The 24,800-nt window shown below is 72.1% G+C and carries 21 protein-coding genes and 1 pseudogene; 12 read left to right on the top strand and 10 right to left on the bottom strand.

The genetic code is table 11. The features are described from left to right. Positions 1-1,232 (bottom strand): ALF repeat-containing protein (locus ACFWBB_RS32320; protein ID WP_385279421.1); only part of this gene is annotated, 1,232 nt, incomplete at its 3' end. A gap of 436 nt (positions 1,233-1,668) precedes the next feature. Between ACFWBB_RS32320 and ACFWBB_RS32315 the strand changes: the two genes are divergently transcribed. Both ACFWBB_RS32315 and ACFWBB_RS32310 read left to right on the top strand, forming a co-directional pair. After that, positions 1,669-2,196: a hypothetical protein gene (locus ACFWBB_RS32315; protein ID WP_385279418.1), complete on the top strand. Its 528-nt coding sequence runs from the start codon at positions 1,669-1,671 to the stop codon at positions 2,194-2,196. Positions 2,197-2,226: 30 nt separating this feature from the next. After that, positions 2,227-4,410 (top strand): trypsin-like serine protease, encoded by a 2,184-nt coding sequence (locus ACFWBB_RS32310; protein ID WP_385279415.1) that lies wholly within the window; start codon positions 2,227-2,229, stop codon positions 4,408-4,410. A 90-nt stretch (positions 4,411-4,500) separates the two neighbouring features. On the opposite strand, the gene ACFWBB_RS32305 is transcribed toward ACFWBB_RS32310, so the two are convergent. The 4 genes from ACFWBB_RS32305 to ACFWBB_RS32290 all read right to left on the bottom strand — a co-directional run bounded on the left by ACFWBB_RS32305 (position 4,501) and on the right by ACFWBB_RS32290 (position 8,872). Beyond that, the gene (locus ACFWBB_RS32305) at positions 4,501-6,261 is read right to left on the bottom strand and encodes an ABC transporter ATP-binding protein (protein ID WP_385279412.1); all 1,761 of its coding nucleotides are present in this window, start codon (positions 6,259-6,261) and stop codon (positions 4,501-4,503) included. 177 nt (positions 6,262-6,438) lie between these two features. Next, the gene (locus ACFWBB_RS32300) at positions 6,439-6,573 is read right to left on the bottom strand and encodes a hypothetical protein (RefSeq protein WP_385279410.1); all 135 of its coding nucleotides are present in this window, start codon (positions 6,571-6,573) and stop codon (positions 6,439-6,441) included. A 91-nt stretch (positions 6,574-6,664) separates the two neighbouring features. Then, entirely contained in the window at positions 6,665-6,799 is a 135-nt protein-coding gene (locus ACFWBB_RS32295) for a hypothetical protein (protein WP_385279407.1), read from the bottom strand. Between the two features lie 270 nt (positions 6,800-7,069). Further along, on the bottom strand, positions 7,070-8,872 hold the full coding sequence (locus ACFWBB_RS32290; protein WP_385279404.1) for a bifunctional metallophosphatase/5'-nucleotidase: 1,803 nt from the start codon (positions 8,870-8,872) through the stop codon (positions 7,070-7,072). A 247-nt stretch (positions 8,873-9,119) separates the two neighbouring features. Between ACFWBB_RS32290 and mshD the strand changes: the two genes are divergently transcribed. Next, positions 9,120-10,046 carry a mycothiol synthase gene (gene mshD / locus ACFWBB_RS32285; protein ID WP_385279401.1) on the top strand — a complete coding sequence of 309 codons (927 nt, stop codon included), beginning with the start codon at positions 9,120-9,122 and terminating at the stop codon, positions 10,044-10,046. Positions 10,047-10,272: 226 nt separating this feature from the next. Here mshD and ACFWBB_RS32280 read toward each other — a convergent pair whose 3' ends face one another. The 5 genes from ACFWBB_RS32280 to ACFWBB_RS32260 form a co-directional block, all read right to left on the bottom strand. Then, a complete protein-coding gene (locus tag ACFWBB_RS32280; RefSeq protein ID WP_385279398.1) occupies positions 10,273-11,136 on the bottom strand; it encodes an ABC transporter in 864 nt (287 codons plus the stop codon). Next, entirely contained in the window at positions 11,124-12,680 is a 1,557-nt protein-coding gene (locus ACFWBB_RS32275; protein WP_385279395.1) for an ABC transporter permease, read from the bottom strand. Before ACFWBB_RS32275 ends, ACFWBB_RS32280 begins: the two co-directional genes overlap by 13 nt. Next, positions 12,677-13,558: an ABC transporter ATP-binding protein gene (locus tag ACFWBB_RS32270; RefSeq protein ID WP_385279392.1), complete on the bottom strand. Its 882-nt coding sequence runs from the start codon at positions 13,556-13,558 to the stop codon at positions 12,677-12,679. Before ACFWBB_RS32270 ends, ACFWBB_RS32275 begins: the two co-directional genes overlap by 4 nt. 259 nt (positions 13,559-13,817) lie before the next feature. Continuing rightward, on the bottom strand, positions 13,818-14,660 hold the full coding sequence (locus ACFWBB_RS32265) for a zf-HC2 domain-containing protein (protein WP_385279390.1): 843 nt from the start codon (positions 14,658-14,660) through the stop codon (positions 13,818-13,820). Positions 14,661-14,727: 67 nt separating this feature from the next. Next, positions 14,728-15,279 carry an RNA polymerase sigma factor gene (locus tag ACFWBB_RS32260; protein WP_385279387.1) on the bottom strand — a complete coding sequence of 184 codons (552 nt, stop codon included), beginning with the start codon at positions 15,277-15,279 and terminating at the stop codon, positions 14,728-14,730. A gap of 122 nt (positions 15,280-15,401) precedes the next feature. Here ACFWBB_RS32260 and ACFWBB_RS32255 point away from each other — a divergent pair. The 9 genes and pseudogenes from ACFWBB_RS32255 to pstS form a co-directional block, all read left to right on the top strand. Next, positions 15,402-15,771: pseudogene (locus tag ACFWBB_RS32255) on the top strand (GntR family transcriptional regulator); the annotation flags it as partial. A gap of 178 nt (positions 15,772-15,949) precedes the next feature. Further along, entirely contained in the window at positions 15,950-16,888 is a 939-nt protein-coding gene (locus tag ACFWBB_RS32250) for an ABC transporter ATP-binding protein (protein ID WP_385279384.1), read from the top strand. Next, entirely contained in the window at positions 16,885-17,913 is a 1,029-nt protein-coding gene (locus ACFWBB_RS32245) for an ABC transporter permease (protein WP_385279382.1), read from the top strand. Before ACFWBB_RS32250 ends, ACFWBB_RS32245 begins: the two co-directional genes overlap by 4 nt. Beyond that, complete coding sequence (locus ACFWBB_RS32240; RefSeq protein WP_385279379.1) at positions 17,910-18,995, top strand: hypothetical protein; 1,086 nt, start codon at positions 17,910-17,912, stop codon at positions 18,993-18,995. The genes ACFWBB_RS32245 and ACFWBB_RS32240 overlap by 4 nt, the downstream gene beginning before the upstream one ends. 64 nt (positions 18,996-19,059) lie before the next feature. After that, a complete protein-coding gene (locus ACFWBB_RS32235) occupies positions 19,060-19,254 on the top strand; it encodes a hypothetical protein (protein WP_385279377.1) in 195 nt (64 codons plus the stop codon). Positions 19,255-19,288: 34 nt separating this feature from the next. Continuing rightward, entirely contained in the window at positions 19,289-21,646 is a 2,358-nt protein-coding gene (locus ACFWBB_RS32230) for an RNA degradosome polyphosphate kinase (protein ID WP_385279374.1), read from the top strand. Continuing rightward, the gene (locus ACFWBB_RS32225) at positions 21,627-22,754 is read left to right on the top strand and encodes a CHAD domain-containing protein (protein WP_385279371.1); all 1,128 of its coding nucleotides are present in this window, start codon (positions 21,627-21,629) and stop codon (positions 22,752-22,754) included. Before ACFWBB_RS32230 ends, ACFWBB_RS32225 begins: the two co-directional genes overlap by 20 nt. Positions 22,755-22,888: 134 nt before the next feature. Continuing rightward, the gene (locus tag ACFWBB_RS32220) at positions 22,889-23,305 is read left to right on the top strand and encodes an NUDIX hydrolase (RefSeq protein WP_385279426.1); all 417 of its coding nucleotides are present in this window, start codon (positions 22,889-22,891) and stop codon (positions 23,303-23,305) included. Between the two features lie 256 nt (positions 23,306-23,561). Then, positions 23,562-24,689, top strand: coding sequence for a phosphate ABC transporter substrate-binding protein PstS (pstS, locus tag ACFWBB_RS32215; protein ID WP_385279368.1), 1,128 nt, complete (start codon positions 23,562-23,564; stop codon positions 24,687-24,689). Positions 24,690-24,800 lie beyond the last annotated feature (111 nt).

The raw sequence follows: 24,800 nt of genomic DNA, 5'->3' as shown, positions 1-24,800 counted from the left end.
GCCTGGTTGGAAGCGGTCGCCGCCGCGTCGGCCGCCTTGGCGGCCGTGCGGGCCTGGCTCGCCGCCTTGTTCGCCCCGTCGGCGGCCAGCCGGGCGGCCTTGGCCTTGGAGGCGTCGCCCGCCGCGGCGATGGCGGCGGAGTAGGCGGCGGACGCGGCCCGTCCGGCGGTCGCCGCAGCCTGGGCGGCCGCGGTGGCGGCGTACGAGGCGCGGCGGGCCGCGGAGTGCGCGGCCGCGGACGCCTGGATGGCGGTGCGGGACGCGGCGGCGGCGCCCTGCGCGGCGGACGCGGCCTTGCGGGCCGCCTTTCCGGACTTGACGACGTCGTCGCGGGCGGCGGCGGCCTCCGCGGCGGCTTCCTCGGCCGCCTTCTTCGCCTGGGCGGCGGCCTCCTTCGCCTTGGTGGAGGCGGCGACGGCCCGGTCGGAGGTGAGCTGGGCGCGCTTGCCCTCGCGTTCCACGATCGCCACCAGCTGTTCGATGGTGGCGGTCTCCCGGTCGCGGGCGCGCGCGATGTACTGACCGGTGTTCAGGAACCAGTGGATCGCGGAAGGGCTGCCGTCGTTCAGGGCGCGCTCGGCGTACGCCTTCACCTCCGGGGAGGCCTTGGCGAGGATGGCGAAGACCTCGGCCTGCTCGTCCTCGCGACGGGCGGTGATCTGGGTGTTCAGCAGGAACGTGGTCAGGGCGTCGTCGGTGCCGGTGTCGAGGGCCTTCTGCGCCTCGCGCTGCACGCCCTTACCACCGCTGTTCAAGATGGTCAGGGCGGTGACACGGAGGTCTTCCAGCTCGGCGGTCCTGAAGCCGCCGGACAGGAATGCGGCGACGGCGTCGTCGCCGGCCGTGAGCGCGGCGGCGGCGTCGCGGGCGATGCCCTTGCCGGTGGCGGGCAGCGCCTTGAGGAGGGCGAAGCGGTTGTCCTCGGCGGTGGCGCTCGGCAGGTCCGCGGTCAGGAAGCGGTCGACGTCGGCGGCGGAGCCGGTCAGCGCCTGGGTCGCGGCACTCTTGACGGACCGTCCGCCGATCTTCCAGGCGGTGACGACCTTCGCGCGGTCGGTGTCCGGGAGTTGAGGGAGCCTCGGCAGGTCCGCGGAGCCTGTGGAGGCGGTGGCGGCGGCGGCCAGAGCCCGGGAGGGCGCCGCGAGAGAGACCGCGGTGGCCGCGGTGGCGGCGCCGGCGACGGTGAGAAGCCGACGCCTGCTCCAGTACGTGGTGTCCAAGAAATCCCCCATGGATATGCACCCGGGGGCCTGCGCCCTGGTCAGGGGCGGGCGCGCCGGGTGTCGTCGGCCGAAGCTGTGCGGGGCCCGTGCCGGTGCGGCGCGGGCCGGCCGGCCCCGGGCGCACACGGCGGCTGCTGCCGCACCTGGCTGTTGCAGGGGTGAACTTATGTGATGCGCACGTAAGTTGACCAGGCCTCAGTTACGCGGTGAAGGAATGACAAACACCACACGGCCGTATGTCCGCATTCGCACGGAACCCATCGGTCAAATCGGTGGCACTTCACCCGCACCACTGTTTGAATGCACCGTCCTCTGTGACCGCCTGACCCGTGGTCACACGTCGGACACCCTCCCTGCGTCCCTCAGGCGGTGCACAGACTCGGCGCACCCTTCCCTAAAGGGAACGCAAAGGGCACGCAAGGAAACTCTCATCAGGGGGACAACCATGAAACACGCACGGCGGATCATCACCACCGGTGCGATCGCCACGGCCTGCGCCGGCGCGGTCGCTTTCGCGTCGGCCTACAGCACCTCCCACCACACGGCCGCCGACCACGCCTCCGCCGACCACGCGGCCCCGGTCGTCGACGGCGCACCCGGCTACCTGGTCGAGGACTTCAACTACCCGGGTGCCGACGCCATCAAGGCGCAGAAGGGCATCACGCTGAAGCGCGGTGACGGCCACATCACGCTCGCCGACTGCGCCTCCGCCACCGGTCTGATGGAGGTGTACTCCCGCAAGAGCGAGAAGATCTGCTTCCGCGCCACCGGCCCCTCCGGCTACCTCAGCCTCGAAATCCCCGCCGTCTACGGGGTGAAGGGCGAGGCCGACCACGAGGCGGCCGTGAAGCTCACCACCGACGGGGCCACCCAGAGCATCGACGTCGGCAAGGGCGAGTGGAAGGCGGCCGGTGAGGCCGCCGACCCGGACGGACGCGCCTTCGTCCTGGTCGAGATCCGCACCAGCAAGTAACACAAAAACGGGGAAGACGACCACATCACCATGACCACAACCGGCAAGCGATCCACCGCGCTCGCAGCCCTCGTGACCGCCGCCGTCATCGGCGCACCGGCCCTCTCCGCGCACGCCGTGTCCGGCAGGCCGGAGACCGACACCAGCCACGCCTACACCGCCCGCCTCGACATCGGCGGCGGCGCCAAGGCCTGTTCCGCGGCCCTGATAGCCCCCCAATGGCTCGCGACCTCCGCGTCCTGCTTCGCCGACAACCCCGCCGAGACCATCAAGATCCCCGCCGGGGCGCCGAAGCTGAAGACCACGGCGACCATCGGACGCACCGACCTGACCACTACCGCGGGCTCCGTCCGCGAAGTGGTGCAGCTCGTCCCACGTGACGACCGCGACCTGGTCCTGGCCCGGCTGTCCGCGCCCGTCGCCGACATCGCCCTGCCCGGCGTCGCCACCGCCGCGCCCGCCAAGGACTCCGCCGTGTCGGTCACCGGCTACGGACGGACCAAGGACGAATGGGCCCCGCTGAAGCTCCACGGCGAGAGCTTCCAGGTCGACCAGGTCAACGCCACCGACTTCGCCGTCCACGGCGCCTCCGGCGCGGCCATCTGCGCCGGCGACTCGGGCGCGCCCGTGTTCACCTCCGCCGGCCTGCTCGGTATCGCCTCCCGCTCCGACCAGGGCGGCTGCTTCGGCGCCGACGCCGCGCAGACCTCCACCAGCGGTGTCGTCACCCGCACCGACGACATCGCCGCCTGGGTCAAGGCCACCACCGAATCGGCCCCGTTCGCCGACTTCAACGGCGACGGCGTCGAGGACACCGCCCTCGGCGACCCCAAGGCCACGGTCGGCGGCGACGCCGAGGCCGGCGCCGTCCACGTCGTCTACGGCGGCGGCAAGGGCGCCGGCGAGCTGGACCAGGACCAGGACGTGGTGCCCGGCGGCGCGGAGGCCGGCGACCGCTTCGGCTACGCCCTGGCCACCGTCGACTACAACAAGGACGGCTACACCGACCTCGCCGTCTCCAGCCCGTACGAGGACGCCGACACCATCGCGGACGTCGGAATGGTCTCCGTGATCTACGGCTCCCCGAACGGCCTGGGCAAGGGGCGCGCCTCCGACAACTACGCCCAGGGCGAGGGCAACGGCGGCCTGAAGGGAGCCGGCAAGGAGAAGGGCGACACGCTCGGCTACTCCCTCGCCGCCGGGATCACCCGCGACGACGAGCCGTACATCGTGATCGGCGACCCGGGCGAGGACGTCGGCTCCGTCGTCGACGCGGGCTCCGTGGTGTACGTGCACGGCAACACCAACGTCTACCTCTCCCAGGACGCCGGTCTGCCGGGCTCCCCCGAGGCCGGCGACAAGGTGGGCACCTCCGTCGCGGCGGACATGACCAACATCGTGGTCGGTGTGCCGGGCGAGGACATCGGCGACAAGGCCGACGCGGGCGGTCTCGCCGTCCTGACCCACAACCTGGGCCCGAACGGCAAACCGATCGTGCGCGCGGGCATCGACCAGGACCTCGACAAGATCTCCGGCGGTGCGGAGAAGGGCGACGAGATGGGCAAGTCCGTCGCCATCGTCCCCAAGGGCACGAACAACGACTCGATCATCGCCGTGGGCGCCCCGGGCGAGTCGATCGTCCCGTCCGGCACCAGCACGAACGTGGCGAACGCCGGAACCGTCTTCGTCATCGACTTCCCCGCCAGGAGCGACTGGTCGCAGCAGACGGTGATCAACCAGGACCAGGCGAACGTGGTCGGTGGCGTCGAGACGGGCGACCGGTTCGGTGAGAGCCTCGCCGCCGTCGACCTCGCCCCCGGCAAGGCCACGCCGGGCTGGGCCGACCTGCAACTCGCGGTCGGCGTTCCCGGCGAGTCCCAGGGCACGGTGGCCGGCGCGGGCTCCGTGCAGACCTTCTCCCTGGTGGGCGCTCCCGGCGACCACGACGACGTCCTGTACGCCGGCTACCACAAGGTGCCGGGCACGCCGGGCGCGAGCCAGCACATGGGCCAGTACCTCGCGGTGTCCCCGACGCACGTCTCCATCGGCATGCCGAACGGCCCACAGGCCGGCGGCGCGGTCTACCAGGTGCCGTGGAACAACGTGACCTCGCACGCGGGCGGCGCCGCCGCGGACGAGAACGTCACGGTGCTCCGGCCGGGCACGGGCGGCATCCCGTCGGGCGGCAAGGCGTTCGGCTGGGCCGTCCAGTGACCCGCTGAACCGCACGACGAACCGCCGTACGCCTCTCCCCGCTCACGCGCGCCTGCCGTGTGGGCGGGGAGACGTGCGTGCCGACGCGTTTCACCAGCCGCGCAGCACCAGCGTGTCGTCCGTCGGCCAGGGCTGGGCCAGACGGGCGTACACCTCGCACCGGGAGATCAGTTCGTCGTGCGTTCCCGCGTCCAGCAACCGTCCCTCGTCCACGACCAGGATGCGGTCGGCGTCGGGGGCGAGGCTCAGATCGTGGGTGATCATGATGGTGGTGCGGCCGGACATGAGACGGCGCAGGGGCTGGACGATCTGACGGGCCGCCACCGAGTCGAGTCCCGCGGTGGGTTCGTCGAGGACCAGTACCGGGGCCGCGCGGAGCATCGCGCGGGCGATGGCTATGCGCTGGAGCTGGCCGCCGGAGAGGGCGGCGGTGCCGGGGGCGATGTGGGTGTCGTAGCCGTCGGGGAGGGCGGCGATGAACTCGTGGGCGGCGGCCGACCTGGCCGCTCGCTCGATCTCCGGGTCCGTGGCACCCGGGCGGCCGCACTCGATGTTCTCCCGGATGGTGCCGTTGAGGACGAGCGTCTGCTGGGGCAGCAGGGCCGTGTTCTCGCGGACGAACTCCAGCGGGACGTCCGTGAGCGGGACCCCGTCCAGGCAGATGACGCCCGAGTCGGGGTCGTAGAAGCGGGTGAGGAGTTTGGACAGCGTCGACTTGCCCGCGCCGCTCGCGCCCGTGACGAGGATCAGTTCGCCTGGGCCGACGGTGAAGGTCACATCCGTCAGCGACTCGCGGGCCGCGTCGGGATAGCGGAACGAGACGCCGTGCAGACCGACCCAGCCCCGGACCGGCCAGGAGGGGACGGGGACTTCCGGGTCCCGCACCGACGGCTGCGCGTCCAGGACTTCCGTGATGCGTTCCGCGCCCGCCGTGGCCGCGGTGACCGTCAGGCCGAGCTGGCCGAGGCTGCGGACCGGCGGATAGAGGTAGCCGATGAACGCGGCGAACGCGAGCAGGGCGCCGAGGGTCATCCGGCCGGCCGAGATCTCCCAGACGCCCAGGCAGATCACCGAGAGGACGCAGAGGGTCTCGACCACTTCGACGAACTGCTCGTACATCTCGCTCAGCCGCGCCCCGCGCACGCTGGCCCGCATCCACGCGCGGGCCTCCTTGTCGAGGCGTCGTTCCTCGTCACGGCGGCGGTTGTACGCCTGGGTCAGCACGACGTTGCCCAGTGACTCCTCCACCACCGAGGTGATCGCGCCGTCGGCGACGCGTTCGTCCTGCGAGGCCTGCCTGATACGGCTGGAGAAGCGGCGGGCGGCGAGGAGGAAGAGGGGGGCGAGGACGAAGGTGGCGAGGGCCAGGTCCCAGCGGAGCCACAGGGCCGCCGCCGCGTAGAAGACCGCCGAGAAGGCCGCGGAGACCGTGCCGACCACACCCGAGACGACCAGTTGCTCGATGGCCTCCACGTCTCCTGTCAGCCGTTCCACCAGGTCGCCCCGGCGGTGCTGCTGGAAGAAGTGGGGCGGGAGGTCCTGGACATGGGCGAAGGCGTTCGCGCGCAGCCGGAGGACGAAACGTTCCGCCGTCCAGGTCGCGAGCGAGTTGCCCAGATAGCCGACGAGCGCGCCCAGGGCGGCGACCCCCAGCCAGGCCCCGGCCGGACCCCAGAAGGCTGAGAGCGAGCCGGTCTTGAGGGCGTTGTCGGTGAGTTCGGCGAACAGCAGGATGGAAGCCGTCTCGGCGAGCGCGGACACCACCACGCACGCCACGATGACCAGCATCCATCTGCGATCACCGCTGGTCAGCGGCCAGAAGCGGCGGAAGGCCTCACGGGCTTCCCTCATGTCAGCAACTCCCTCGACTCCCTACGCGTACACGGACAACACGGCAACGGCACCGGGCACGGCAATGGCAATGGCAATGGCAAGCAATGGCCACGGCCACGGGCAAGACCACGCCCATGACGACGGCCGAGGCGGGGCCACCGGCTCTCACCGGGGGCCCCGCCTCATGGCGTCCCGTCAGCCCTTGTGCCCGACCGGACGGCGCTTCGGGGTGACCTTCTTCGCGGCCTTCTTCTTCGGCGCGGGCTTCGGAGCCGGCGCGGCGGCGGTCTTGCGGGCCTTCTTCACCGGGGCGATCTTGTGGAAGCTCATGGGAAATGCCTCTCCGTTTATCAGGTGCCGAATATGCTGGTTTTACGCGTGCCTTATTTGTCGCGAGTTTGCAACAGTTCCGACTGCGGCATCAGCCCTTATGCGAGACCGGGCGGCGCTTCGGGGCGACCTTCTTCGCGGGCTTCTTCTTGGCCACGGGCTTCGGAGCCGGGGCGGCAGCGGTCTTGTGGGCCTTCTTGACGGGGGCGATCTTGTGGAAGCTCATGGCGTTCTCCTGGTGTTGTCGAAGCTTTCGGTCTTGATGTCGTTCGCTCTCTTCGCTTTCGCGTCCTTCGCTCTCGACATGGAAAACACTACGGGACACCCGAGCCGGAAAAAGCCAATTCCGCTTAGACCTCCATGAATTGCGGCTGAGACGAGTTTTCAGACGGCAGCGGGAACCAATCGGGAACTCACACAGGTTTTATACAAAGAGGCGGCCCCGTCGGTGACGGGGCCGCCTGGTGAAGCGCTGCGACTGCGGTTCGCTCGCGGGTTACTGCACGATCGAGATCCGGTTCGCCGTCGGCGGGGCGATCGGGCCCGTGGCCGAGGAGTTGGCGAGCAGGTACTGCTCCAGGGCGGTCAGGTCGTCGTCGCCGACGACGTCGCCCGTGCCCTGGCCCAGCGTGGTAAAGCCGTCGCCGCCGCCCGCGAGGAAGCTGTTGGTCGAGACGCGGTAGGTGGCGGCCGGGTCGATCGCCGCGCCGTCGAGCCTGATGGAGTCCGTGACGACGCGGTCGGCGCCGCTCTTCGTCAGGTCCAGCGTGTACGTCAGGTTGGCGGACGGCTGAAGGATCTTCGGCGCGCCCGCGTTCGTCCCGCTCACCTGCTCCTTGAGGACCTGGATCAGCTGAGCGCCGGTGAAGTTCTGGAGGTTCACGGTGTTGGAGAACGGCTGGACGGTGAAGCCCTCGGCGTAGGTCACCACGCCGTCGCCCTCACTGCCCTTGGCCGCGTAGGTGAGGCCCGCCCGGACGCCGCCCGGGTTCATCAGCGCGAGGTCCGTCTCCGGGTCGAGTTTCTTGCCGTACCAGAGCTGGGCGTCCGCGATCAGGTCACCCATCGGGGACTCGGTGCCCGTGCTGGGGACGTCCGCGGAGATGTAGCCGATCGCCCGGTTGCCGACCGGGGCCGCCAGGGTGTTCCACTTGCTGATCAGCTCGGTCATGTCGGGCGCCTTGGCGACGGTCCGGGTGACCACGTGGTTCGCCGACTTGACCGCCGTACGCGCGATGTCACCGGTGAACCGGTCGTACGTCAGCGTGGTGTCCGTGTACAGACGGCCGAAGGACGCGGCCGAGGTGACCGTGCGCGGCTTGCCCGACGGGTCCGGGACGGTGCACGCGTACGCCGCGTGCGTGTGGCCCGTCACCAGCGCGTCCACCGCCGGCGTGACGTTCTTCGCGATGTCGACGATCGGGCCCGAGATGCCGGCGCCCGCGCCCGCGGAGTCGCAGTTGTAGTTGTACGCGCCCGAGGCCGGCAGACCGCCCTCGTGGATCAGCGCCACGATCGACTTCACGCCCTGCTTCTGCAGCTCCTCGGCGTACTTGTTGATCGTCTCGACCTCGTCCTTGAACTTCAGGCCCTTGACGCCCTCGGCGGACACCACACCGGGGGTGTCCTCCAGCGTCACGCCGATGAAGCCGATCTTGACGTCCTTCTTCTTCCAGACGAAGTACGGCTTGAGGATCGGCTTGCCGGTCTTCTCGTTCAGGACGTTGGCCGCCAGGTACGGGAAGTCGGCCCCCTTGAACTTCTTGTCCGTGTAGCAGCCGGCCGTCGGGTGGCAGCCGCCCTTCTGGAGCCGGGCCAGTTCCTTGGCACCCTCGTCGAACTCGTGGTTGCCGACGGAGGTGACATCCAGGTCGAGCTTGTTCAGCGCCTCGATGGTGGGCTCGTCGTGGAACAGGCCCGAGATCAGCGGGGAGGCGCCGACCATGTCGCCGCCGGCCGCGGTGATGGAGTACTTGTTGCCCTCGCGTGCCTGGCGCAGGTGCGTGGCGAGGTACTCCACACCGCCCGCGTCGATCGTCTTCGTCGTGCCGTCCGCCTGAAGTTCCGTGACCCGGCCGGAGGAGCCGGACGGGGGCTCGAGGTTGCCGTGCAGGTCGTTGAAGGACAGCAGCTGCACGTCCTGGTAGCGGCTCGGCAGCGGCTTGGAGTGCTTGGTGTCGTGGGCGTCCGCGGGAAGTGCGGCGGCCATGGCACCTGCCGTGGCGAGACCCGCGGCGGCCGCGAGAAGACGGTACGTACGACGTCTGCCGCTCGGATGCGGCTGGGAAGTGGCTGGCATGCGCCCCCCTGAGGTGTCTGCCTGTGATGACTGCGCCCCCGGGCCGGGCCGGCCCCGAGCGACGTATGAGGAGTGGCCCCGTCCGGCGCAGCCTAGGGTCAACGCGCGTAGCGCGACAGGGGGTTCTTGGTTACATCCTGGTTTCCCTTTGCCCTCCGCTTACCCCCTGCTTTGCCTTTCCGGACCTCATCCTTCCGCCTTTCCCCTTGCCGCCACTTTGTGCGGCCCGCCCCTTACTCTCGTACGCATGACCAGCGACGACACCGCACGGATCCCCGGCTCCCGATCGATCGAGACCCACTCCGAGCTCTCCCCCGAACAGACCGAGGCCGTCCTCGAACTGCTCGCGGAGGCCGCCCGGTCGGACGGCCAGCAGGCGGTGTCCGAACAGGGCCGGCTGCAACTGCGCGGAGGCGCCCGCGAAGGCGTCTCCCACCTGGTCCTCTCCCTCGGCGACGACCTCGTCGGCTACGCCCAGCTGGAGGACACCGATCCGGTCGAGGCCCCCGCCGCCGAGCTGGTGGTCCACCCCGCGCACCGCGGCCACGGGCACGGCCGGGCGCTCGGCTCGGCCCTGCTCGCCGCCTCAGGCAAGCGGCTGCGGGTGTGGGCCCACGGCGGCCACTCCGCCGCCCGGCACCTCGCCCAGGTCCTGGGGCTCTCCCTGTTCCGCGAACTGCGGCAGATGCGGCGGCCGTTGACCGACCTCGAGCTGCCCGAACCCGTGCTGCCCGAGGACGTGACCGTCCGTGCCTTCGTCCCCGGGCGGGACGACTCCGCCTGGCTCGCCGTCAACGCCGCCTCCTTCGCCCACCATCCCGAGCAGGGCTCCCTCACCCAACGCGACCTCGACGACCGCAGGTCCCAGCCCTGGTTCGACCCGGCCGGCTTCTTCCTCGCCTTCCGCGGCGACCGGCTCATCGGCTTCCACTGGACGAAGGTCCACGCCGAGGAACAGCTCGGTGAGGTGTACGTCCTCGGCGTCGCCCCCGGTGTGCAGGGGGGTGGGCTCGGCAAGGCCCTCACCACGATCGGCCTGCGGTATCTCGCGGCGCAGGGGCTGCCCACGGCGATGCTGTACGTCGACGCCGACAACAGGGCGGCGGTGTCGGTGTACGAGAGGCTGGGGTTCATCACCCACGAGACGGACCTGATGTACCGCACGGAGACGTGAGCCCCACGGAGAGCCTGCTGGAGCCTGCGGCTCAGGCTCAGACTCAACCGGAAGGAGTCCCCTTGGGAGGCGCGTCCCCGGTAGGTGTACCGCCGGGAGGCACGCCCTCGGTGGGTGTGACCCCGGGAGGCACGCCCTCGGTGGGTGTGACCCCGGGAGGCACGCCCTCGGTGGGTGTGGCCCCGGGAGGCACGTCCTCGGTGGGTGTGGCCCCGGGAGGCACGTCCTAGGTGGGTGTGGCCCCGGGCGCTATGTCTCCGGCAGGTGTACCGCCGGAAGGCATGTCCCCAGTAGGTGTACCGCCGGGAGGCACGTCCCCGGTGGCGGGTGTGGCCCCGGGCGCTATCTCTCCGGCAGGTGTGTCCCCGGCAGGTGTGTCCCCGGACGGTATGTCCCCGGGTCGCGGGCTGAGCTGCCTCCGTCCGTGGCTCCACCGTCCCCGTAGCGGCTCCGGTGTCCACAGCACGCTCAGCGCCACCGTCGCCCCCAGCACCACCGCCCATCTCACCTGGGTCGCCTGCCAGTAGGGGTCCTGGGACGTTCCCAGCAGGCCCCACCGGTTCGGGACCAGTACCGCCACCGCGGCCGCCGCCCCCAGCCGGATCGCCGTGGTCCTGCCCACCTCCGCCGTCCGTGTGAAGCGGACGGCGATCGTCGCGAGGGCGAGGGCGGCGCAGGCCATCCCCGCCGCCTCCAGGGTGGCCGGGCCGAGCGCCGGGCGGGTCGGGCCGGGCGTCAGGAGCAGGGCCGCCGCCCACCAAAGGGCCGTCATAGGGGCGGCGACGGCCAGCCGCAGCACGGTTCGCCGCGGGCGGCCCACCGGTGTGGTCGCCGTCGTGTTGCGGGCGGGGTCGTCCAGCAGGAAGGCCAGCCCGAGCGCGCCGGTGAGGGCGGTGAGGCGCAGGACCAGCAGCCCCAGTTCGGCGTCCGGAGCCTCGTCCGGCAGCCGGGTCGTTGAGGCGAGGAGCAGGCCGAGCCCGCCGGCCGCGGTGAGCGCCCGCCAGGGGAGACTGCGCCACACCGGCGGCACCAGGGCGCGCAGCAGGTCCGCCGGTACCCCGCTCGTCTCCGCCTGCGTTACTCCCCGCACTGCTCAGCCTCCTTCGGCACCGCGACCCCCAGCAGCTTCGCGGCCTGGGCGGTCGTCGTCCTCGCGGAGGTCAGTTCCGTCCAGTGGGCCTTGACCCGCGCCGTCATCTCGGCACGCGGGCGGTCCAGCAGCTCCCGGATCACCGTCGTCTGCGGGCCCGACAGGCTCAGTCCGCTCGTCGGGGTCAGAAGCACGCCCGAGCCGCTGGCGCTGTCGTCCAGCCGCACGTTCCGGAAGGTGGCCAGCGGGGTGGGGTCGTTGCCCAGGACCAGCCACATGACGGTCACCGCGCGGGCGTCGCACATCGGTTCGGTCGTCACGTCCTCGGAGCCTCCCACCAGGACCGAGGCGACTCCGACCGCGAACTCCGGGACGCGGTTGCCGCCCCAGCGCGTGCCGACCGTCACCTCGCCCGGCGTGGTGGAGGGGTCCAGGGCGCCGTCGACCTCGACCTCCTCGCTGCTGACGTAGATCCGCTGGCGGATCGTCAGACGGGCCTCAGCCGCCGTACCGCCGGCCCCGGCCCTGACGCGGTCGACGACCCGGGCCCAGTCGGCCCGCACACCGCTCCATTCGGGGAACGAGCAGTACGTCGAGCCGTCGTACGTCGAGCAGGACTGGACCTTCTCCGGGGAGTCGGCCGCCGTCCTGCGCGCCGCCTCGAGGGCTGCCGTGCCGTGCGGGATCTGGCCGATCACCCCGGCCGCGGTGGCCGCGAGGGCGAGCGCGGTCGCCGCCCTGACGGCTCGGGTCCGGCCGCCGGCGACCAGCAGGGCCGCGCAGGCCAGCACGGCGCACAGGCCCGTCACGTACAGGGCGTGCCAGCCGGCCGGGCGGCCGAGCAGGTCGGAGGGGACCGGGTCGCCGCCGCTGGACGTGAAGACCTGGATCGGGTCGAGCAGGCGGACCCACTCTTGGTCGATGCCGATGAGGCCGGAGAACAGGATGCCGAGCACATACACGGCGATGACGAACAGTATGGGCACGAACGTGGAGGGCAGCAGGCGGGCCAGCAGCACGCCGGTGATGCCGGCCAGCAGGACAGTCAGCGGTCCGACGGCCAGCTCCCCGAAGGAGCCGTGCCCGATCGCGCCCGGCTTCAGCGCCTCTCGGGTGAACTCGGCCGCGACGGCGAGCGCGGTGAGCCCCGCGTACGGGAGCACGGACAGCACATGGGCGAGGGTGCGCCGCCAGGGTTCCATGGACAGGACCGCGAACTGCTGCACCGTGCTGTGCTTCCGCGAGCGCAGCGCGGCCGCGTTGGTGCAGATCAGCATGGCGAGGGCGAACAGCAGAGGCGTCGTCTGGGTGCGGCGGTCGACCGTGTTGAGGACGGGGTAGTCGTCCATGCCGTCGTTGCTCATCAGCCGCAGGGCGATGAGGAGGACGAAGAGCGCGAAGAAGACCAGTACCGGGATCTGCTGGAGCAGTTCGCGTGCCTCGAAGCGGGCGAGCGCGATGACGGCTCCGGTGCGGCGGCCCTCGCGCGGCGGCTCGGTGAGAGTGCCGGCGGGTTCCGTGATCGTCGGGGTCGTGGTGCTCATGCCGCCACCTCCGCGTTCTCGCCGTCGAGGGCGAGCAGGTAGCCGTCCTCCAGGGTGGGTTCGAGGAGGTCGGCGCCGGTCGGCGGTTCGCCGATGTTGCGGAAGCTGCCGGTGCCGGTGCGCCATCCGGCCAGGGCTTTCGGGTCGCGTTCCGTACTGCTCCAGACCCGGCCGGCCGCGCGGGCTGTCAGGTCGGCGGGGGTGCCTTCGAAGCGGATGCGGCCCTGGGCCAGCACCACCACGCGATGGCAGAGCATCGCCACGTCCTCCGTCTGGTGGGTGGACAGCAGGACCGTGCGGCCCTCGCCCGCCTGGGCGATCAACTCGCGGAAGCGCATGCGCTGTTCGGGGTCGAGGCCGACGGTCGGCTCGTCCAGCACCAGGAAGCCGGGGTCGCCCACGAGTGCGGCGGCCAGGGCGACGCGCTGCCGCATGCCACCGGACAGCCGCTTGATGCGCTTGCCGCGCACCTCCGAGAGGTCGACGGCCTCCAGCACGCGCCGCACCTCGCTCAGCCGGGCACCGCGGTCGGTCAGCTCCTTGAGGATGGCCACGTAGTCGACGAACTCGAAGGCCGTGAACTCCGGGTGGAATCCGGGGCTCTGGGGCAGATAGCCGAGCGTGCGGCGCAGGGCGAGACGGCCGGACGCGGAGCCGGGGTCGTGCCCCAGGGCCGTGAACTCACCGCCGTCGGGCGGCACGGCCGTGGCCAGCACCCGCAACAGGGTGGTCTTCCCGGCGCCGTTGGGGCCCAGCAGCCCGGTGACGCCACGCGTCAGCCGCAGCGAGACCCCGTCGAGGGCACGGGTCCCGCCGTAGCGCAGGGAGAGGTCGGTGGCCGTCAGGGTGGTGGGGCCGGGGATGGAAGCGCTGGTCATGCGGAACTCCTGGAAGTCGGGTCGGCGGGTGGGGCCGGGAAGTGGGCCGCGAGGGAGGGTGATCGCGTCACCCACCGCAGGGTGGGACCGTCAGCCACGACGGCCGTCCCTACGACGGCGCGTCGCACGAAGGCCGGACCGGCCACGAGAGCGGATGGCCGCGTCACCCACCGCCGGGCGGGACCGTCAGCCACGACGGCCGTCCCTACGACGGCGCGTCGCACGAAGGCCGGGCCGGCCACGAGAGCGGATGGCCGCGTCACGCGCTGCCGCCGTCCGGGAAGCCGGCCAGCGGGCGCGCGTCGAAGCGGTCGCGGGCCTGGTAGAGCAGGAGAGCGGCGAGGGCTGCCACGGCCGCCGCGACCGACTGGCCGACCGCCGTGAACGGGGCGAGCGTGTCGTGGGCGTGCACCTGACTCTGCGCCACCACCAGCAGCGTCACCCACGCGCCGCCGACCAGGGCGGGCGCGACGACCGGGCCCAGGCGGGCGGTCAGCGCGAGTCCCGTCGCGGTGAGGGCGAGCGCGGGCAGCAGCCAGGCCAGGGCCGACAGCCCGTACCCCGGCAGCGCCAGGGTCGCCAGTCCGTTGAACGCCAGGCCCGCGGTGAGCACCGCGACCGTACGGATCATCAGCAGCCGGAAGCCGTGCAGCGGGGCGACGACGGCCATCTCGTACGTCGGGTCCAGGGACGGCCCGTACGACAGGGCGACCCCAACGAGCGGAAGCAGCGGAGCCAGCGCGAGGAACAGCGCGGGCTGGTCCGCCATCCGCACCGCCAGCACTGTCATGACCAGCAGGAACAGCACCGACAGCAGCCAGGAGCGGCGCAGCACCGGTGTCGCCGCCAGCAGCCGCGCGGTGTGGTCGGCCACGCCGAGCCGCACCAGCAGCCGCTCGATCAGGCCCGGCCGCGGCGCGTCCAGCTCGGCGTCCAGCCGCTCCCAGCCGGCGTCCAGCAAGACCGGGTCGGAGGCTTCCGCGAGCCGGGTCCGGCACGGTGCGCACCCGGCGAGGTGGGTGTCGGCGGACCACAGCAGCGGCGGTGCCAACCGGCCGTGCGCGTAAGCCCGCAGGTCCTCTTCAGCCACATGCCACGTCATGCCACGACCTCCCTCGACTGTCCCTCACCCACGCGCCCGCGCGGGCCCACTCCGCACACGTACCGCCTCATGCCAGCGCCTCCCGCAGTTGCTTGCGGGCACGCTGGGCCCGCGTCTTGACGGTGCCGGGCGGGATGCCGAGCAGTACGGCCGCCTCCCGGGTGGTGAGCCCGTCGATGACGGTCGCCTGGAGGACGGCCCGCAGCTCGGGTGAGAGGCGGGTGAGGGCCCCGGCGAGGTCCCCGTGCTCCACCCCCGCGAGCACGCGTTCCTCCGCCGAGGCCTCGTCCCGGTGCCGCAGCCGGGAGAGCGCCTGGCGCAGCCGGCCGCGCGCCCCGTCGCCGCGCACGGCGTCGACCAGGCGGCGCGCTCCGATGCGCCACAGCCAGCCGGCCGCGTCGGCGGAGGAGCCCTCCTCGCGGTAGCGGGCGGTGCCGCGCCACACCGCGAGGAACGTCTCCTGCACGACGTCGTCGACTATCGCGGCGTCCGCGCAGCGGCCGCGCAGGCGCGCGGTCAGCCATGGTGCGTACCGCCGGTACAGCTCCTCGAAGGCGTGACGGTCCCGGTCCGCCGCGATGGCCCGCAGCAGCTCCCCGTCGCTTCTCGTTTCGCTCACATCCCCTCATCGGACGAGCCCCGCCGATCGGTTCACGGTTGGCCGCACAAATTTTTTCTTGACTTGCGCACCCCTCTTGCACCACCCTTTCACTACTCAATTAGTGAAAGGGTGGTTGTCCAGTGGTCGAATACCGCATCGACCGGCACAGCGGCGTGGCCACCTACGTCCAGATCGTCCAGCAGACGAAGCAGGCCCTGCGTCTGGGCATGCTCCGGGCCGGCGACAAGCTGCCCACCGCCCGCGAGGTCGTCGAGGCGACCGCCATCAACCCGAACACCGTGCTGAAGGCGTACCGCGAGCTGGAGCGCGACGGGCTGGTGGAGGCCCGGCGGGGCATCGGCACCTTCGTTCGGCGCGGACTGAACACCACCCCCGCCGACTCGCCCCTGCGCGCGGACCTGGACGCCTGGGCCGTCCGGGCCCGGGAGGCCGCGCTGGACCGCGACGACGTGGCCGCGCTCTTCACGGCCGTACTCGACGAGCACTTCGCCACCGCACCGGACCCGAACGGCGGACGGGGCGCGCAGGACCGACGGGACCGCAACGCCCGGCAGGACCAGCAGGACCCGCGCGGCGAACAAGACCGGCCCGGCAGAAGTGGCCGGCCCGACCAGCACGACCGGCCCGGCGGACACGACCGGCACGACCTGAATCATGGAGACCCCTCATGACCGACACCGCCATGGCGGCAACCGCGCTCGGCAAGCGCTTCGGCCGTCGGGGGGGCTGGGCGCTGCGCGACTGCACGTTCCGCCTCCCCGCCGGGCGCGTCTGTGCCGTGGTCGGCCCGAACGGCGCGGGCAAGTCCACGCTCCTCGCCCTCGCCGCGGGCCTGCTGGCCCCCACCGAGGGCCGGGTCACCGTCCTCGGTACGGATCCCGCGTCCGCACGCGCACGTGTCGCTTACGTCGCCCAGGACAAACCGCTGTACCCGCAACTGTCCGTCGCCGAGACCCTGCTCGTGGGCGCCGATCTCAACCCGGGGCGCTGGGACGCAGAGACCGCCGAGCGAATCGTTTCCGCGGGCGATCTCGACCCCGGGAAGAAGATCCGCTCCCTCTCCGGCGGCCAGCGCACCCGGGTCGCGCTCGCCCTGGCTCTCGCCAAGCGGCCCGAACTGCTCCTCCTAGACGAGCCGATCGCCGACCTCGACCCGCTGGCCCGGCACGAGCTGATGGGCACCCTGATGGCGGGGGCGGCGCAGTACGGCACGACGATCGTGATGTCGTCCCACGTGGTCGCCGAGCTCGAGGACTCCTGCGACCACCTGCTGCTGGTCGGCGGCGGCCGGGTGCGGCTCGCCGGTGAGATCGACGACCTGCTCGCCGCCCACACGCGCGTGAGCACCCTCGCGGACACCGCCCGGCCCACCCCGGACGGCTCCCCGGACGGTTCCCCGGGCCACTCACCGCAACTGGCCCCGCACACGGTCGTCGAGTCCCGGGTCACCGGCCGCCAGCTCACCGCCCTGGTGCGCCCCGCCGGCCCGCTCGCCGACGGCTGGCGCACCTCGACGCCCTCCCTGGAGGAACTCGTCCTCGCCTACCTGCGCAACCCGCAGGCCGCCCCGCTCGTCCCGGCCGAGCCCGAGGAGGCCGCCGTATGACCGCACTCTCCCTCTCGCCGGCCGCCTCGAAGTCGTCGAGGACCAGCCGCGGAGCCCGCTGGCTGTTCCGTCTGCACCGGCCCGCCCTGTACGTCTGGATCGGCCTCGTCGCCGTACTCGCCCTCGGTCTGTTGTGGCTGTGGGGTCCGCTGACCGACTCGGCGGCCGCGGCCTGGCGGCAGTACCGGTCCGAATGCGCCGACGGCAACCCCTGCACGTACGACCAGAACGCGATCCTCCGCTACAAGAGCGTGTACATGTACACGACCAACGCGCTGACCGGGCTCCCGTTCCTCGTCGCCGCCTGGGCGGGCGCCTCCCTGTTCGGCCGTGAGCTGGAGCACGGAACCGCGCAGCTCGCCTGGACGCAGGGCCTGTCCCCGGCCCGCTGGCTGGCCACCAAGCTGGCCGTGCCCACGGTCCTGGTCGGCGCGGGCACCGGCCTGCTGGTCGCGCTGCACCGCCTGATGTGGTCGGCGGGCGACGGCCGGATCGACACCGCCAAGACCTGGTACGACAACCCGACCCTGCACACCAACGGCCCCACCACGGTCGCCTTCGCCCTGACCGGCCTGGCCGCAGGCGCCCTCGCGGGCCTGCTGCTGCGCCGTACGCTGCCCGCGCTGACGCTCGCCCTCGGCTTCGTCGCAGCCGTGCGGTTCCTGGCCGACCAGGCCATGCCTCACCTGTGGCCGGCCGTCACCCGTGTCACCAGCCTCGCCGACGGCTACCGGGGCTCGGGCCTGGGCGTCGACTCGGGCCTGGTCACCTCCACCGGCGCGCACATCGCCGACCCCGGCTGCGGGCCGACCTCCGTCGTCCCCGGCTGCGAAGAGGTGTACGCCGAACTGCACGCCACCGGCTTCTACGCCACCTACCACCCCGAGTCCCACTACTGGCCCCTCCAGCTGACCACGACCGCCCTCGTGCTGGCCGTGGCCGCCGCCCTCGCCTTTGCCGCGTTCGTCCTGCTCAGGCGCTCGACCGCCACCGTCCCGCGCGCGGGACGGGAGGCCGCCGTATGAGCGCGGTCGCCGAGCAGGGCCCGCCGCCCGGCGGACCCGTCCACCGGGCCGGGGCGGACGACCGTACGAGCGGGCACATGAACAGGCGCGCGGCCGGGCACACAGACCGGCACACGGTCGGCCGCACCGCCTGGGGCACCGCCCGCACCGTGCTGCGCCTGCACCGCACCGCCCTTCTCGTCTGGGCCACCGCCGTGGTGGTCCTCAGCGGCTGGCTGGTGTGGCTCACCGAGGTCGGCGTCAAGGAGGAGCTCGCGGAGTGGGAGGCCTGCGCCCGTGCGGAGCAGGACCTGTGCGACATGGCGGTCGGCTGGGTCGGCTACAGCGAGTCGCTCGGCTGGGCCGGCCTGCTGATCTCGTACCTGTTCCTCGCCGTGGCCGCCTTCGCGGGCGGCGCGCTGGTCGGCCGCGAGCTGGAGAACGGCACCGCCCGCCTCGCCTGGACCCAGGGCATCACCCCCGCCCGCTGGCTCACCGCCAAGCTCGCCGTCCCCGCGCTCGTCCTGACCGCCGGCGCCACCGCGCTGGTCCTGGTGTACCGCTGGGCCTGGGGTGCCCACCGCAATCTGACGTACAACGGGTGGATGGGCGACGACGCCTATCTCTCACGCGGCCCGGCCACCCTCGCGTACGCCCTCTGCGCGCTCGCCCTCGGCGCGTTCACCGCGCTCCTGCTGCGCCGCGCGCTGCCCGCACTGGTCGTCTCCGTCGCCGCGACCGGACTGCTCGCCTTCGTCCTGGCGCAGTACCGCGGTTCCTTCTGGCCCGCTCTCACCCGCACGTCGGTGGCGAACGGGGCCGACCCTCCCGACAACGCGTGGGAGCTGGAGAGCGGTGCGCTGGTCCACGGGCACCGCACCCCCGACGTCGACTACTGGCGGTGCGACGGCACGGCCGCCGAGACCCGGCGCTGCCTCGACGACCTGGGCATCACCGGCTACTACACGACCTACCACCCCGAGTCCCACTACTGGCCGATCCACCTCGTGGAGACCGGCATCGTCCTGGCCGTCGCCGCCCTCGCGACCGCCGCCGCGTTCCTCCTCCTCCGCCGCCGCACGGCGAGCGCCACCGCGGCCTGACCCGCGCCCGGACCGGTGTGTGCGGGTCCCTCCACGGGAGGAGTGGAGGGACCCGCACACACGCGTGGACCGCACTCGGGACGGCACCACCCCCGGGCCGGCCGCGCACCACCCCCTGGGCCACACCCCGCCGGACCCCGTTCCCACGCCGGAGCCCGCCCCCGGCCACTCCCGCGCACTCCCGCTCCACGACGTCGACCTCCACGACATCGACCCCCGCGAGCCGCCCCCCGATATCCCGCAGGCCATGTCTCCGTAACCATCGGTTAAGACGGCCTTGCGACGCTCGGCGAATGAAGCCCGCCGTGCCCGAGCCTTCGCCGCCTCCCGGGGGAAATCGGCCCCCAGGAGACTCCACAGCGATCCCGCCCGCACGTTCCGACGCGCCGGTCACGCTCCTGGCGCGGAAGAATGGGTCCATGAGCCAGTCAGACGCCCATGCCGAGGTCCAGCACGCGCAGCCCTCCGTGGGCTCCATAGCCGCGCACCGCCCGCACACCGTCTCCGCGGTGGTCTCCGATCTCGAGCCCGACATCGACGCCGACCTCGACACGTACGAGGAGGCGCCGTACGACGGCCCGCAGTTGCCGCAGGGCCGCTTCCTCGACCGGGAACGCAGCTGGCTCGCGTTCAACGAGCGCGTTCTGGAACTCGCCGAGGATCCGAACACGCCCCTCCTCGAGCGGGCCAACTTCCTCGCCATCTTCGCCAGCAACCTGGACGAGTTCTTCATGGTCCGGGTGGCCGGTCTGAAGCGCCGGATCGCCACCGGGGTCGCCACCCGCTCCGCCTCCGGTCTCCAGCCGCGCGAGGTGCTGGAGATGATCTGGGCCCGCTCGCGCGAGCTCATGGCCCGGCATGCCGCGACCTACCACGAGGACATCGCGCCCGCCCTCGCGGAGGAGGGCATCCACCTGGTCCGCTGGAGCGAGCTGACGGAGAAGGAGCAGGCGCGCCTCTTCACGCTCTTCCGGCACCAGATCTTCCCGGTGCTCACCCCCCTCGCCGTCGACCCCGCGCACCCCTTCCCGTACATCTCGGGTCTCTCGCTGAACCTCGCGGTCGTCGTGCGCAACCCGGTCAGCGGCCACAAGCACTTCGCGCGCGTCAAGGTGCCGCCGCTGCTGTCCCGCTTCCTGGAGAGCTCTCCCGGCCGGTACGTCCCGATCGAGGACATCATCGGCGCGCACCTGGAGGAGCTGTTCCCGGGCATGGAGGTGCTGGAGCACCACGCGTTCCGGCTCACCCGCAACGAGGACCTCGAGGTCGAGGAGGACGACGCCGAGAACCTCCTCCAGGCCCTGGAGAAGGAGCTCATGCGGCGCCGCTTCGGGCCGCCGGTGCGCCTCGAGGTCGAGGAGTCCATCGACCGCGAGGTGCTGGACCTGCTGGTGCGCGAGCTGAAGATCAGCGAGGCCGAGGTCTACCCGCTGCCGGGCCCGCTCGACCTCACCGGTCTCTTCCGCATCTCCGGCCTCGACCGACCGGAGCTGAAGTACAAGAAGTTCATCGCCGGCACCCACCGGGACCTCGCCGAGGTCGAGTCGGCGTCCCCGCCGGACATCTTCGCGGCCCTGCGCAGCCGGGACGTCCTGCTGCACCACCCGTACGACTCGTTCTCGACGTCCGTGCAGGCGTTCCTGGAGCAGGCGGCGCTGGACCCGGACGTCCTCGCCATCAAGCAGACCCTGTACCGGACCTCGGGCGACTCCCCGATAGTCGACGCGCTCATCGAGGCCGCCGAGTCCGGCAAGCAGGTCCTCGTCCTCGTCGAGATCAAGGCCCGCTTCGACGAGCACGCCAACATCAAGTGGGCGCGCAAGCTGGAGGAGGCCGGCTGCCACGTCGTCTACGGCCTCGTCGGCCTCAAGACGCACTGCAAGCTGTCGCTGGTGGTCCGTCAGGAAGGCGACACGCTACGGCGTTACTGCCACGTCGGCACCGGCAACTACCACCCGAAGACGGCCCGGCTCTACGAGGACCTCGGCCTGCTGACCGCGGACCCACAGGTCGGCGCGGACCTGTCCGACCTGTTCAACCGGCTCTCCGGGTACTCCCGCCGAGAGACCTACCGCCGTCTCCTCGTCGCTCCCAAGTCCCTGCGGGACGGCCTGATCGCCCGCATCGACAAGGAGATCCAGCACCACCGCGCCGGACGGCCCGCGCACGTCCGCATCAAGGTCAACTCGATCGTCGACGAAGCCCTCATCGACTCCCTCTACCGCGCGTCCCAGGCGGGCGTGCAGGTCGACGTGTGGGTGCGCGGCATCTGCGCGGTGCGCCCGGGCGTGCCGGGCCTGTCGGACAACATCCGGGTCCGCTCCATCCTCGGCCGTTTCCTGGAGCACTCCCGGATCTTCGGGTTCGGCAACGGCGGGGAGCCCGAGGTGTGGATCGGCAGCGCCGACATGATGCACCGCAACCTCGACCGCCGTATCGAAGCCCTGGTCAGGGTCACCGACCCGGGTCACCGGGCGTCCCTGAACCGGTTCCTGGAGACGGGCATGTCCGAGTCCACCGCCTCCTGGCACCTCGGCCCGGACGGCGAGTGGATCAGGCACGCGACCGACGCGGACGGCGCGCCCCTGCGCAACGTCCAGGAGATGCTCATAGACGCCCGGAGGCGCCGGCGTGGCACAGCGACACCATGACCTGACGGACCCCACGGCCGGGCCCGTGACCACGGGGGACGCCCTCGCGGGCTACCTCAGGGGCCAGGCCACGGAGTTCCTCCGCGCACTGCGCCTGCACCGGGAGACGGGGGGCGCCCCGTCGAACGGCCCGTCGAACGGCTCGGCGAGCGCCTCGGCAGCCGGTGCGGGCGTCGCGGCGAGCAGCACGGAGGCACGCGTCGACGCGGCGCGTGCCCTGCGCCGCTCGGCCCGTCGCATCAGCGGCAGCCTGCACACCTTCCGGCCGCTCCTCGAGCCCGAGTGGTCTGAGGGCATCCGCCCCGAACTGGCTTGGCTGTCCGGCACATTGGCCCTGGAGCACGCGTACGGGGCGCGCCTGGAACGGCTGCTGCTGGCGCTGAACCGGCTGTCGGGCCCGCCGCCCGTACCGACCCAACTGGCCGGCCCGGCAGGCCCGGGCGCGGGCGGCCGTGCCGCCGCCCACCCGGCGGCCCCGGACCGCGGCAACCTCACCGTGGGCGCGGCGAAGGCGGGCGCCCTCCTGGACCGGCAGCTGACCCTGGCCCGCACCCGGGCCCACTCCACCGCTCTGCAGGCGCTGGGCTCCTCCCGCTTCCACGCCGTCGCGGACAAGGTCGCCGTCCTCGCCAGCGAGGTCCCCCTCGCCTCCACCGCCGCCGGAACCGACCTGCGGCCCCTCGCCAGGGCGGCCGAGGAACGCCTCGCCGACGCGGTCACCGCGCTGCCGCTCGTCACCGCGGGCAGCCCCTACAACGCGGAGGCCCTGATCCACGGCCTCTCCCCGGACCCGGCCCCGCACCCGCAGGACGCGCCCTGGCACCAGGTCCGCCTGCTGCTGCGGCTGCACCGGTACGCCTGCGAGGTCGTACACGGCCGGGGCACCCCCCTGGATGTCCGCCTGCTCACGGCGGGTGAGGCCCTCGACCGGCACCGCGACGCCTCCGAGGCCTCCTCCGCCGCGGCCCAGGCGGCCCGCACGCCCCGTATCGCGCCCGCGACGGCGTACGCGCTCGGCGTGCTGCACGCGGACCAGCGGCATGAGGTGGAGGCGGCACGGTACGCGTTCCAGCGCTCGTGGCAGAAGCAGACCATCGGCGCACCCTGACCGGACAGGTGGTGAGGACCAGGATGAGCACCGCGGACAACTCCGAAGGAATCCACGAAGCAATCCACGAAGGCACCCCCGCCGGCATCCCCGGCGACGCCCTCCACGGCATCTCCGACGAGACCCCGGCCGAGATCCCCGACGACACCCCCGTCCTGGCGGCCGGCTGTGTGCTGTGGCGCCGCTCCCCGGCGGACGGCGGGCTGGAGCTCTGTCTCGTCCACCGTCCCAAGTACGACGACTGGTCGCACCCCAAGGGCAAACTGAAACGTGGCGAGGATCCGCTCGCGGGCGCGCTGCGCGAGGTCGAGGAGGAGACCGGCCACCGGGCCGCACCCGGCGCCGGGCTGCCGACCGTGCACTACGAGGCGAACGGCCGTCCCAAACAGGTCCGCTACTGGGCGGCCGAGGCGGTGTCCGGGTCGTTCAGCCCGAACGACGAGGTCGACCGGCTCCTGTGGCTCGCTCCGCCGGCCGCCCGCGACCGGCTCACCCAGCCGAGGGACCGCACCCTCGTGGACGCCCTGCTGCAGGTCCTGCACCTGGCATAACGGTCGCACGGACCCGGCGGCCGCCGGAATCACTCCGTGTCCTCGACGTAAGCGTTCCGTGACCTAACCGCACCGTCCCCAGGGGTTCACCCCCCGTTCACTCGCGCCCGTAGGCGCCTTCACCTGATCTGCCTAATTTCGGCCTTACACGGTGCGATGCGCGACCCGGGGGGTCGTGTCCGTACCGAGCAGACTTCTGCATACTCCGCACGCCGCCGGATTTCAGGACGGCGGCTCCTGGAAGGATCTTCCTCAAGTGAAGCTTCAGCGCATGAACCGGCGGGCTCTCTCCCTCGGTGCTCTCGCCGTCTCCGGCGCCCTGGCCCTCACGGCGTGCGGCTCCGACGACACCGGCTCCAGCAGCGGCAGCAGCTCCTCCGCCACCGCGGCCTCCGGCTCCATCAAGTGTGACGACGCCAAGGGCCAGCTCCTCGCCGACGGCTCCTCCGCGCAGAAGAACGCGATCGACGCGTGGGTCAAGAACTTCACGCAGGCCTGCTCGGGCGTCCAGGTCAACTACAAGGGTTCCGGCTCCGGCGCCGGTGTCACCGCGTTCACGCAGGGCCAGGTCGCCTTCGCCGGCTCGGACTCCGCGCTGAAGCCCGACGCCGTCGCCGCCTCCAAGTCGGTCTGCACCGGCGGCCAGGGCATCGACCTGCCGATGGTGGCCGGCCCGATCGCCGTCGCCTTCAACATCTCGGGCGTGGACAGCCTGACGCTCGACGCCGCGACGATCGCCAAGATCTTCGACGGCAAGATCACCAACTGGAACGACAAGGCCATCGCGGCGCTCAACGCCGGCGTGACGCTGCCCGACCTGAAGATCCAGCCGTACCACCGCTCCGACGAGTCCGGCACCACGGACAACTTCACCAAGTACCTGATCGCCGCCACCCCGGACAACTGGAAGTACTCCGGCGGCAAGGCCTGGCAGGCCAAGGGCGGCCAGGCCGCGGCCGGCTCCTCCGGTGTCGCCCAGGGCGTCAAGCAGACCAACGGCGCGATCGGCTACATGGAGCTGTCGTACGCCAAGGACGGTCTCGGCACCGTCGCCGTCAACACGGGCGCCTCGGCCCCGGTCAAGCCCTCCTCCGACGGCGCCACCAAGGCCGTCGCCGCCGCGCAGGTCGTCGGCACCGGCAGCGACCTGTCGCTGAAGCTGGACTACAACACCAAGGCCGACGGCGCCTACCCGCTCACCCTGGTCACGTACGAGATCGCCTGCGACAAGGGCAACAAGGCCGCCACCCTGCCGGCCACCAAGGCGTTCCTGCGCTACATCGCCAGCGAGGACGGCCAGGGCATCCTCTCGGGCATCGACTACGCGCCGATCCCCGACGCCATCATCTCCAAGGTCCGCACCACCGTCGAGGGCCTGAGCTAGTTCCAGTGGTGGGGGGCCGGGGCGGGGGCCCCCCCGGCCCGGCCGCGCCCCCCCCCGGCCGCCCCCCCCCGGGGCCGCGCCCAAACCCGCCCCCCCCCCAGCCCCCCCCCC

This window comes from Streptomyces sp. NPDC060000 (assembly GCF_042737375.1).
Lineage (GTDB): Bacteria > Actinomycetota > Actinomycetes > Streptomycetales > Streptomycetaceae > Streptomyces.
The sequence above is the reverse complement of the archived record's forward strand: the minus strand, read 5'-3'. Positions and strand labels throughout refer to the sequence as shown.